This is a genomic window from Streptomyces sp. NPDC060205, from assembly GCF_042728395.1.
Taxonomy (GTDB): domain Bacteria; phylum Actinomycetota; class Actinomycetes; order Streptomycetales; family Streptomycetaceae; genus Streptomyces.
Genome location: NZ_JBHWZP010000310.1, coordinates 1 through 10,696 on the forward strand (window position 1 = coordinate 1; position 10,696 = coordinate 10,696).

The 10,696-nt window shown below is 70.8% G+C and carries 8 protein-coding genes; 2 read left to right on the forward strand and 6 right to left on the reverse strand.

From position 1 onward, the window contains the following. Nucleotides 1–76: 76 nt before the first annotated feature. From ACFWGJ_RS35555 to ACFWGJ_RS35570, 4 genes are all read right to left on the reverse strand, one after another. Nucleotides 77–1,777, reverse strand: coding sequence for a methylmalonyl-CoA mutase (locus ACFWGJ_RS35555; protein ID WP_387332852.1), 1,701 nt, complete (start codon nt 1,775–1,777; stop codon nt 77–79). 107 nt (nt 1,778–1,884) lie between these two features. Continuing rightward, nucleotides 1,885–2,223 carry a DUF3817 domain-containing protein gene (locus ACFWGJ_RS35560; protein WP_381832623.1) on the reverse strand — a complete coding sequence of 113 codons (339 nt, stop codon included), beginning with the start codon at nt 2,221–2,223 and terminating at the stop codon, nt 1,885–1,887. A 70-nt stretch (nt 2,224–2,293) separates the two neighbouring features. Beyond that, complete coding sequence (locus ACFWGJ_RS35565; protein ID WP_381832626.1) at nt 2,294–2,803, reverse strand: MarR family winged helix-turn-helix transcriptional regulator; 510 nt, start codon at nt 2,801–2,803, stop codon at nt 2,294–2,296. 69 nt (nt 2,804–2,872) lie between these two features. Continuing rightward, complete coding sequence (locus ACFWGJ_RS35570) at nt 2,873–4,183, reverse strand: MFS transporter (RefSeq protein ID WP_387332855.1); 1,311 nt, start codon at nt 4,181–4,183, stop codon at nt 2,873–2,875. An 89-nt stretch (nt 4,184–4,272) separates the two neighbouring features. On the opposite strand from ACFWGJ_RS35570, the gene ACFWGJ_RS35575 reads away from it, so the two are divergent. Continuing rightward, nucleotides 4,273–5,256, forward strand: a complete 984-nt coding sequence (locus ACFWGJ_RS35575; RefSeq protein WP_387332857.1) for a DUF5937 family protein — start codon at nt 4,273–4,275, stop codon at nt 5,254–5,256. 119 nt (nt 5,257–5,375) lie between these two features. Beyond that, nucleotides 5,376–6,422 (forward strand): glycoside hydrolase family 6 protein, encoded by a 1,047-nt coding sequence (locus ACFWGJ_RS35580; RefSeq protein ID WP_387332859.1) that lies wholly within the window; start codon nt 5,376–5,378, stop codon nt 6,420–6,422. 44 nt (nt 6,423–6,466) lie between these two features. On the opposite strand, the gene ACFWGJ_RS35585 is transcribed toward ACFWGJ_RS35580, so the two are convergent. After that, nucleotides 6,467–8,416 (reverse strand): galactose oxidase-like domain-containing protein, encoded by a 1,950-nt coding sequence (locus ACFWGJ_RS35585; protein WP_387332862.1) that lies wholly within the window; start codon nt 8,414–8,416, stop codon nt 6,467–6,469. A gap of 54 nt (nt 8,417–8,470) precedes the next feature. Continuing rightward, nucleotides 8,471–10,258, reverse strand: a complete 1,788-nt coding sequence (locus tag ACFWGJ_RS35590) for a glycosyltransferase family 2 protein (protein WP_387332865.1) — start codon at nt 10,256–10,258, stop codon at nt 8,471–8,473. Nucleotides 10,259–10,696: the final 438 nt, after the last annotated feature.

Here is a 10,696-nt window from a genome sequence, read left to right on the forward strand (position 1 = left end):
GGACCGAGGGTTCGGGGGCGCAGCCCCCATGCAGTGACGGGAAGGGTAGGGGCGGCGGGGGCGAGAAAACGTCCCGTCAGAACCCCGGCGGCTCCGTGTACACCCCCCACTCCTCCCGCAGCACGTCACAGATCTCCCCGAGCGTCGCCTCCACCCGCACCGCGTCCAGCATCGGCCCGATCATGTTCGACCCGTCCCGCGCGGCGGCCAGCATCGCGTCCAGGGACGACCGTACGGCCGCCTCGTCCCGGGCACCCCGCCGTCCCCCCAGCTCCCGCACCTGATCCCGCTCCACCTCATGGCTGACCCGCAGGATCTCCAGATCCCCGGTCACCGAGCCGTGGTGGACGTTCACCCCCACGACCCGCTTGTCACCCTTCTCCAGCGCCCGCTGGTACTGGAACGCCGACTCCGCGATCTCCCCGGTGAACCACCCGTCCTCGATCCCGCGCAGGATCCCGGAGGTGATGGGCCCGATGGGGTGCCGCCCGTCGGGGTGGGCGCGCAGCCCCCGCTCCCGGATCTGCTCGAAGATCTTCTCGGCGTCCGCCTCGATGCGGTCGGTCAGCTGCTCGACGTACCAGGAACCGCCCAGCGGATCCGCGACGTTGGCGACGCCGGTCTCCTCCATCAGGACCTGCTGCGTCCGCAGCGCGATCTCGGCGGCCTGCTCGGACGGCAGGGCGAGCGTCTCGTCCAGCGCGTTCGTGTGGAGCGAGTTGGTGCCGCCCAGCACCGCGGCGAGCGCCTCGACCGCCGTACGGACGACGTTGTTGTACGGCTGCTGGGCCGTCAGGGAGACCCCGGCGGTCTGCGTGTGGAACCGCAGCCACTGCGCCCTGTCGGAGCGCGCCCCGTACACGTCCCGCATCCACCGCGCCCAGATCCGCCGCGCCGCCCGGAACTTGGCGATCTCCTCGAAGAAGTCGAGGTGCGCGTCGAAGAAGAAGGAGAGGCCGGGCGCGAACACGTCGACGTCCATGCCGCGGCTGAGCCCCAGCTCCACGTACCCGAAGCCGTCGGCGAGGGTGTACGCCAGCTCCTGCGCGGCCGTCGAGCCCGCCTCGCGGATGTGGTAGCCGGAGACCGACAGCGGCTTGTACGCGGGGATCTTCTGGGCGCAGTGCTCCATCAGGTCGCCGATGAGCCGCAGATGGGGTTCGGGCTCGAAGAGCCACTCCTTCTGCGCGATGTACTCCTTGAAGATGTCGGTCTGGAGCGTGCCGTTGAGCAGCGCCGGGTCCACGCCCTGCCGTTCGGCGGCGACCAGGTACATGCAGAAGACCGGTACGGCCGGCCCGCTGATCGTCATCGACGTCGTCACGTCACCGAGCGGGATGTCCTTGAACAGGACCTCCATGTCGGCGGCGGAGTCGATCGCGACCCCGCAGTGGCCGACCTCGCCGAGCGAGCGCGGATCGTCGGAGTCGCGCCCCATGAGCGTGGGCATGTCGAAGGCCACGGAGAGTCCGCCCCCGCCGTTGGCGAGGATCATCTTGTAGCGCTCGTTGGTCTGCTCGGCGTTCCCGAAACCGGCGAACTGCCGGATGGTCCACGTCCGCCCCCGGTATCCGGTCGCGTGCAGACCGCGCGTGTACGGGTACTCCCCGGGCCAGCCGATCCGCTCGAACCCCTCGTAGGTGTCCCCGGGGCGCGGTCCGTAGACCGGTTCCACGGAGTCCCCGGAGAGCGTGGTGAAGTCGGCGTCCCGCTTGCGTGCGGCGTCGTAACGGGCCTGCCAGCGTCGGCGGCCTTCCTCGATGGCGTCAGCGTCCATACCCCCGAATTTACTAGGACGTCCTAGTAAATGTCGATGGGACACCGCCACGGATACGTCCATGGCGGTGGTGAGGCGCGGAAGGGGATGAGCCCTCCGCGGCGGCGCTAGGCCTTCGCGACCGCGCCCGGGTCCTCGACGACCTTGGACTCCAGCTCGCGGCTGACCTTGCGCTCCACGAAGAACGCGGCCGTCGGGACCGTACCCGCGAGCAGCACCCACAGGAGCCTGGGGACCGGCCACTTCGCCTTGGAGCCCAGGTCGAAGGCGAAGACCAGGTAGACGACGTACAGCCAGCCGTGCGCGACGCTGACGACACGCGTGAAGTCCGCGGCGCCGTCCAGGTCGAGCACGTACTTGCCGATCATCCCGAGGACCAGCAGGACCAGCAGGACACCGGTGACGTAGGCCATGACGCGGTAGCGGGTCAGCACGCTCTTTTTCATGGCTACGAGCGTAACCACCGGTTTGGCACGATCTTCGCGCGCCCCCGGGTCCCGCCGCGTCGCGCGCGCCCTACTCCTCGTCGAAGTCGTGCGCCGCCACCCTCAGCGGCCGCAGCATCGCGAAGATCTCCCGGCACTCCTCGGCGTCGTACGCGCCGAGCCCGAACTCCATCGCCATCAGGTCGCGGGTGGCCGCGTCGCAGACCTCGCGGCCCTTGTCGGTGATGGAGGCGAGGGTGCCGCGTCCGTCGTTGGGGTTGGGCCGCTTGGCGACGAGCCCGGACCGTACGAGCCGGTCCACCGTGTTCGTCACGGACGTCGGGTGGACCATCAGCCGTTCGCCGATCTTGGACATCGGCAGTTCGCCGGCCTTGGAGAAGGTGAGCAGCACCAGCGCCTCGTAGCGGGCGAACGTCAGCCCGTACGGCTTGACGACCGCGTCGACCTCGGCGAGGAGAATCTGGTGCGCGCGCATGATCGAGGTGATCGCGCCCATGGACGGCACGGACCCCCAGCGCTGTTTCCAGAGTTCGTCGGCTCGGGCGATGGGATCGAAGGCAAGGCTGAGCGGCTTCGGCACGGCAAAGACCCTACCGGCCGGTCATATCGTGGTCAGCCCCGTCTCGCCTTTCGGTATTCGCCCGCTTGCTCACCCTTCCTCCAGGGCCTTCTCCCCCACCGTCCCCCGCGCCGCCCCCACGCCACGACCGGTGCGCCGCACCTCCGCCGCCAGGAGCAGACAGCACACCGTCCCGAGCACACCGACCCCGCCCACCACCGTGCTGACCGGCCAGAACTCGGCCGCCGCCCCGGCCAGCGCCATGCCCACGCCCTGGATGGTCATCAGCCCGGCCGTGTGCACGGTCATCGCCCGCCCGCGCAGTTCCTCCGGCACGGCGTCCACGAACCAGCGGTCGAGCCCCAGCGTGTACGCGCCCGTCGACCCGGCGACCAGCAGCGCGAGCAGGATCCAGCCGAGGTCAGGATGGAAGGGGTAGGCCAGGAGGGGCAGCAGGCCGCAGCCGGCGAGGGGCAGCACGATCCGGGAGCGGGCCGCCGGGGTGAGCGCGGAGCCCGCGTACAGCTCCCCCGCGATCGTGCCGACCGGCATCGCGCACATCAGCAGGCCGATCCAGGCCGTGCCCACCCCGATCTCGTCCGCGTACGCGGCGGCCAGCGCCTCCGGTGCGACGACGAACATCGGCGGCACCCAGAGCAGCAGGAGCAGCGCCCGGATCCGGCGGTCGGCCAGGACCTGCCGGGTGCCCGCGAGCGAGTACCGCATCAGCGGTCCGGCGCCGGTCCGCGCGGGCCTGCGCCGGGTGCCGACGCGCAGCAGCAGCGCGGAGGCGAGGAAGGTGCCGAAGGTGATGACCAGCGCCCCGCGCGGCGGTACGAAGGCCAGCAGGACACCGCCCAGGCCGAAGCCCACGAGCACGGCGCTCTGGGACACGATCCGCAGCAGGGAGCGGCCGAGCACGAACAGGTCGCCGTCCCCGAGGATCTCGGTCAGCGTGGCCATCCGGGTGCCGCTGAACACCGGCGAGACGGCGGCGATGGCGCACCGCAGGGCGAGCAGGGCGGCGACGGGGGTGGCCGGCAGGGCCATCAGCGCCGCGCATCCGGCGCACACGAGGTCGCACACGACGAGCACCCGGCGGGCCGGGAACCGGTCGGCCACGCCGGACAGCAGCGTCCCGCCCACGAGGTAGGGCAGGAAGCCCAGCGCGAAGGCCAGTGCGCTGAGCAGCGGCGATCTCGTCAGTTCGTACACGAGGACGGTCAGGGCGATCTCGCTGACGACGACGCCCAGCAGGGACAGGGCGTGCGCGGCGAAGACGAACCGGAACTCCCCGACGGCGAAGGCCCGGCCGTAGCCGCCTCCCCGCGTGTCGGCCGAGGGGGTGTCGACGGAGGGCGGCTCGGGTGCCGTCGTCGCGGTCTGTGTTTCTTCTGGCATGGGGAGCAGCGTCGCGTGACCGCGCCGGGCACCATAGAGTTTCGGCCCAGGCCGAATCTTCGGGCCCCAGCCACCTTCCGGGAGGCGTGATGCCGTACCACCTCCACTTCGGGGAGGACGACTTCCTCAACTGCCGTTTCGCGCTGTCGCCCCTGTGGGAGACGCACGCGGCGGTACGCACCCTGCGGCGCCCGGAGCGGCAGGGCTATCACTCCGCCTGGCTGCGGGGCATCCGTTCGGCGGCGGCCGAGCTGGACCTGGAGCCGCTGTGGCTGCTGATGCCGCAGCGCGGGAACAGCCCGGACTGCCTGATGCCCCCTCCGATCGGCCCGGCGGCCACGTTCGAGGAGGAGATCGCCGCCGTGCGCGCCACGGACCCCGGGCTCGCGCGGACCGAACTCGCGATCTCCCTCGCGGACACCCCGGGCGCCGCCGAGTCCCCGGCCGGCCGGGCGATGCTCGCCGACCCCGCCCGTGCGGTGCAGGAGCTTGCGGACATGACGGAGGCGGCCTGGCACACCCTCGTGGAACCCGCCTGGCCGAGGCTGAGGGCCCTCCTGGAGGCGGACATCGCCTTCCACTCCCGTCGCCTCGCCGAGGTGGGCCTCGCCGGACTGCTGCCCGAACTCGACCGGCGGGTCGCCTGGGACGCGAGCCGGCTCACGGTCGACTCACGGGGCGAGCACGTCCGCGAACTGGGCGGCCAGGGGCTGGTGCTGATGCCCAGCGTCTTCACCTGGCCGGACGTGGTGAGCGGTTTCGAGCCGCCCTGGCAGCCGGCGCTGGTCTACCCGGCGCGGGGCATCGGGGGCCTGTGGGCCGATCCGTCCGACCGCACGCCCGAGGCCCTCGTCCGGCTGCTGGGCCGGGGCCGGGCCGCCGTACTGGCCGCGCTCGCGGAACCCGCCGCCACCACGGCCCTCGCCCACCGCCTGGGCCTCGCCCCCTCGTCCGTCTCCGCGCATCTGTCGACGCTGCGCGACGCGGGCCTGCTCGTCGCGCACCGGTACGGGCACCAGATGCTGTACGAGAGGACACCGCTCGGCATCGCGCTGGCCACCGGCGGGGCCTGACGGTTCGGCGATGAACGGGCTCAGGCGGGTCGCGGTGTCGCACCCGTGACCGATAGATCCCTTATGTCACGATGGCCGGAAAACCGTCACTGACGGTCACCTTCGCCCAAGGGGGCAGGATGTTCCGGCCGACCCGTACCCGAACCCGTACCCGCGCGGCGCGCGCCGTGCTCGTCGCGTCCGCCGCGTCCGCCGCGCTGGGACTCGTGACGGGCTGCTCGTCCCCGTCCGGGGGCGGCCCGGCCGCCGCCGTCCAGGAGACCCGTGCCGCGAACCCCGCCGCCGGCTCCCCGTTCTGGATCGACCCGCAGAGCCCCGCCGCCCGGCAGGCCCGGGCGTGGGAGCGGCAGGGCAGAGGGAGTGACGCCCGGCTGCTCAAGCGCATCGCGGACCGGCCCGCGGCGCTGTGGCCGGCGGGCGACCACCCCGAGTCGAGGATCAGGGAGGCCACGCGGGCGGCGGCCAGGGACGGTCGGACGCCCGTGTTCGTCGCGTACGACATCCCGCACCGCGACTGCGGTCAGCACTCCGCGGGCGGCGCGCACGACGCGAGTGCCTACCGGGACTGGATCGACCGGTTCGCGGGGGCCCTGGGCGACAGTCCCGCGCTGGTCGTCCTGGAGCCCGACGCGGTCGCCCACATCGTGGACGGCTGCACCCCGGGCGAGTACCACGCGCAGCGCGAGCAGTTGCTCTCCGAGGCGATCGTGCGGCTGAAGCAGCAGCCGAACACGAAGGTGTACCTGGACGCGGGCAACCCGGACTGGATCGCGGAGCCGCACAAGCTCGTCGAACCCCTCGGGCGGGCCGGTGTCGCGAACGCCGACGGCTTCGCCCTGAACGTCTCCAACTTCCAGACCGACGCGATCACCAAGGAGTACGGCCGCCGTCTCTCGGAGGCGCTCGGCGGCAAGCACTTCGTGGTGGACACCAGCCGCAACGGCAACGGCCCGCTACGCGGCGACCGTGCGCAGGCCTGGTGCAATCCGCCGGGCCGGGCGCTCGGCACCCCGCCCACCACCGACACCGGCGACCCGGTCGTGGACGCCTACCTGTGGGTCAAGCGGCCCGGGGAGTCGGACGGGCAGTGCCGCGGGGGCCCCGCGGCCGGCCAGTGGTGGGCGGACTACGCGCTGGGCCTGGCCCGCAACTCCAGGTCCCAGTAGGCCGCCGCGGGTCACCCGGAAGCGGCGGGCCGTCCGTCAGCCCGTCACTTGACCTGCACCCACTTCGCCTCGGAGGGCGTCCCGTCCGCGTCCGACACGAACAGCATGTACCAGCCGGGCGGCACCAGCGTCCGGTCCTTCGGCACGGCCACGGTCACCGAGTCCTTGCTCTTCGTGATCTCCAGCGCGATGGACCGCTGCTCGACGTCCGTGGTGTGCGTGACCGCGCTGGGCCGCATCAGCCGGGCGTTCACGACCTTCTGGGGGTGCCGGGTCGCGAAGGTGGCGCGGCCCTCGCCGTCCACCTCCTGCGGTCCGTCGCCCAGGACGGGACGGGCCTTGCCGTTCTTGTGCAGGGCGGGCGGGGTGAAGATCTCCATGCGCTGCTCGAAATGGCCGAGCTTGGTGTTCTGCTGGTCGTCGAAGAGCGGGTCGGAGCCGAAGGTGGCGATCCGGCCGTCGGGCAGCAGCAGCGCCTCGGAGTGGTAGTTGCGCCCGACCTTCGGCGAGGCGGCCGTCCGGAACGAGTTGGACTTCGGGTCGTAGAACTGCGCCTTGTGGATGTTGCTGGCGCCGCGCCCTCGGTAGTCCTTGGCGCCGTTGGACGTGAAGACCGAGTCGTCCGGCATGATCACGCTGTTCAGATAGCGGGTGCCCTGCGGCAGGTCGGGGCCGTCCTCGAAGGCGGGGTTCGCCTTCTTGAGGTCGACGACGGCCGTGCGCGAGGTCGACTCCTTGGACTCGCCGACCCCTCCGCCGCCGAGGATCATCACCTTCTGGTCCTGGGCGGGCGGCAGCAGGAGCGAGGTCGAGGTCTCCGTCTCGTCCGGGTCCCTCAGTCCGGGCACCTTCTGGAACGTGTTGGTCTTGAGGTCCCACAGGCCCGCGTCGCGGCCGAGTTCGGCGGGCCCGTAACCGGCGTTCGAGGCCGGGTAGAAGAGCTTGCCGCCCTTGGTGAGGAAGAGGGCCGGATAGGTCGGGAAGTACCGCTTGGGACCGGGTGTCCACTTCTTCGTCCCCGGGTCGTAGATCTCGTTGTCACCGGGGTCGATCACGCCGACGTCGTCGAGCCCGGAGACCGCGAGCACCTTCCCGTCCTGGAGCCCGACCAGCGTCGGGTACCAGCGGGCCTTGTCCATCGGCTCGACGGGCACGTACTTCTCCGCCGTCGGGTCGAACTCGTAGGCGGCCCTGATCCCCTGGAAGTCCTGCTTCTCCAGGGTGATCTTCTCGGAGAGGCCGTACGTGTTGTCGGCGTCCTTGCCCTTGAGGCCGAGGATCTCGTACTGGGCGCGCTTGTCGGTGACCGGCGCCGGGCCGTCCTCGGTGGCCTCGACGAAGACCCGGGCCTCGCTCGCCTTGACCTTCGTCTTCCAGGGCTGCATGACGCCGGCCTTGTTGTAGGTGATCTCCTGGGTGCGCTTGGCCTTCGGCACGATGACGTCGACACGGCTGATGTACTCGACGCCGGAGGGCGAGCGGAACCTGGTGCCCTTCTTGAGGGCGATGGCCTTGTCCGGGTTCTCGTTCTTCACCCGCATACCGCCGCCGGCCCGCTCGACCTCGCCGTCGAGCAGTTCGTAGCGGGCCGTACCGCCGGCCACGAGCATCCGCCCGCTGGGCAGTTGGGCGTGCCCGGCGCAGAAGAAGTCCGCCGGCGTGGCGATCTTCTTGAAGGTGTCGGCCTTCGGGTCCCACAGGATCGTGTCGAAGGACCCCTTGTCGAACTTCTTCTGCTCGTTGCCGGAGCCGGCGACGATCAGCACCTTGCCGGTGTGCAGGAGCGCCGCGTGGATGGCGTTGGTGCGGAACTCCTTGGGGATGTCGAGCTGCTTCCACGAGCCGTACTTCGCCTGGTAGCCGGGCTGGGCGATCTTGTACTCGTAGTACTGCTCGGAGGCGAAGCCGATGGCGGCCGGCGCGTTGAGTCCGGCGAGCAGTGCGACGCCGCCGACGCCGAGCAGCCGCTTCTGGGTCTTCTTGGAGAGCGTCATCCTCAGCGACGCGTTCTTCACGGACGCCTTCTTCAAGGGCCGGTGGGCCATGGCCTAGCTACCTCCTGTCGTACTGCTGGAGACCGTTGCGGCCGCGCTGCCCGCGAGGGCCGGGGCGGGCTCGGCCGTTTCGCCGATCCGGACGGCGGGCACGAGGTGCCGCTGCGCCCTGCGGTCCCTGGCACGGGTCGCGGTCCACACCGCCACCGGGGCGAGGGAGATGGCCAGCGCGAGGACCGCCCAGGTGCGCATGGCCGCGTGGGTGTGGTCGAGCACGAACGACGCGACCAGGGACGCCGTCAGGACCGCCGCCCAGAAGAGATGGATACGGAAGGTCGCGACACGGTCGGCGCTGGTGTCGCCGCCCTTGGGGGTGATGACGAACCGGCTGGGACGGCGGATCAGGGCCGCGCCCAGGGACTTCAGGTAGATCGGCGCGGACAGGGCCGACATCGCCATGCCCGCCAGCCCGCCCGAGCCCTCCGGTTCGTGCGGGGAGACGTTGTGCCGCCGGTTCCACAGATACAGCCCGACCTGGAGTGCGGCCGCGTCGCTGTAGAGCATCAGCCACATGGAGGCGGAGACCTGCGTACCGGACGCCCCGAAGCACAGGAACAGGACGCAGCTCAGGATGCCCAGCAGCCAGTTGACGGCCGTCATCGGGTAGTAGACGAGCATCAGCGTGTACGAGAACAGCCGTCCCGGCGGCATCGTGAAGGGTGCCTTCCAGTACTGCTTGAACAGCGTCTCGTAGGTGCCGCGCGACCAGCGCATCTGCTGGGTGAAGAAGTCGGTCCAGGAGGCGGGGCCCTCACCGACGGCGAGCACGTCGGGGGTGTAGACGGACTCCCAGTGGTGACCGGTCCTCGGGTTCTTGTGCCGGTGCATCTCGAAACCGGTGGCCATGTCCTCGGTGATCGAGTCGTACAGGCCGCCGACCTGCTTGACGGCCGCGATCCGTACGACGTTGTTGGTGCCGACGAACATGGGCGCGCGGTAGCGGTTGCCGGCGCGCTGGATCAGGGCGTGGAAGAGGAACTGCTGGGACTCGGCCGCCTTGGTGACGGGGGTGGTGTAGTTGCCGTACACCTGCGGGCCGACGACGAAGGCGACGTCCGGGTCGCGGAAGTAGCCCATCATCCGTTCCAGGAACTCCGGGAGCGGCACGTGGTCCGTGTCCACGGAGGCGAAGAAGTCGTAACTGCCGCCGTGCATCGCGATCCACGCGTTGTAATTGCCGTGCTTGGTACGGGCCTTGTGGACGCCCTTGGCCCTGTTCCACTCCGGGACACCGTGCCGGGTGAAGTGCCGGACGCCGAGTTCCGCGCACAGAGCCTTCGCCTGCTCGTCGTCCCCTTCATCGAGAAGCCAGACGTCGAGCGGACCGGTGTGGGTGACCTTGACGGCCCCTTCGAGGGTGGCGCGGACCATCGAGAGCGGTTCCTTGCCGGGGACGAAGGTGGTCAGGAAGGCGACCCGGGTGCCCTTCGCGGGGGTGACGGGGACGGGATCCCTGGCGACCATCGTCGCGTGCGCGATCGACACGACGTTGACGACCATGAAGAGCTCGATCAGGCCGATCGCCACGAGCATCGTGATGTCGAGGCCGACCAGCCAGCGGGCGCCGCCCTCGCGCTCCACCCAGTGGGTGGGCCACACGAGATAGACCAGCAGCAGTCCGGTGAGCACCGGGGCGAGCGTCATGAGCAGGACGGCTCGTATTCGGTGCGGCTCGCTCGACAGGAGCTTGGTGTACTGCACCCGGTAGGCCGAGCCGGACGGCTCCGTGAGCGGTCCGGCCAACCTGCTGTGGGTGTCGTAGTCGTAGCTCTCCGGCCGCACAGCGCCCTCCAGTGCCCAGTGATCGAACAAGCCGATACCCACACAAAAGTGGCATTACGTCGGCGTGTCGAACGGAGGGGGTCCAGGTGGGTGTTGTCTCCGACGGTTGGGCAGGGCACTACGGGGTGCGGGCCGCCGGGGGTGCCCTGCGCAGTTCCCCGCGCCCCTGAAAGCGGCCGTCGGGTGCGGGTCGCGTGTGGCTGGCCGCGCAGTTCCCCGCGCCCCTGAAAGCGGCGGTCGGGTGCCGGTCGCGTGTGGCTGGCCGCGCAGTTCCCCGCGCCCCTAAAAGCGGCGGTCGGGTGCCGGTCGCGTGTGGCTGGCCGCGCAGTTCCCCGCGCCCCTAAAAGCGGCGGTCGGGTGCCGGTCGTGGGTGGCTGGCCGCGCAGTTCCCCGCGCCCCTGAAAGATCGGGGTGCTGTCGGCGGCCTGTTTTTAGGGG

Excerpts from the sequence above, each read along its gene's own strand:
- ACFWGJ_RS35555 (WP_387332852.1), bottom strand. The coding sequence starts at position 1,777 with ATGGACGCTGACGCCATCGAGGAAGGCCGCCGACGCTGGCAGGCCCGT.
- ACFWGJ_RS35560 (WP_381832623.1), bottom strand. The coding sequence starts at position 2,223 with ATGAAAAAGAGCGTGCTGACCCGCTACCGCGTCATGGCCTACGTCACC.
- ACFWGJ_RS35570 (WP_387332855.1), bottom strand. The coding sequence starts at position 4,183 with ATGCCAGAAGAAACACAGACCGCGACGACGGCACCCGAGCCGCCCTCC.
- ACFWGJ_RS35575 (WP_387332857.1), top strand. The coding sequence starts at position 4,273 with ATGCCGTACCACCTCCACTTCGGGGAGGACGACTTCCTCAACTGCCGT.
- ACFWGJ_RS35580 (WP_387332859.1), top strand. The coding sequence starts at position 5,376 with ATGTTCCGGCCGACCCGTACCCGAACCCGTACCCGCGCGGCGCGCGCC.
- ACFWGJ_RS35585 (WP_387332862.1), bottom strand. The coding sequence starts at position 8,416 with ATGACGCTCTCCAAGAAGACCCAGAAGCGGCTGCTCGGCGTCGGCGGC.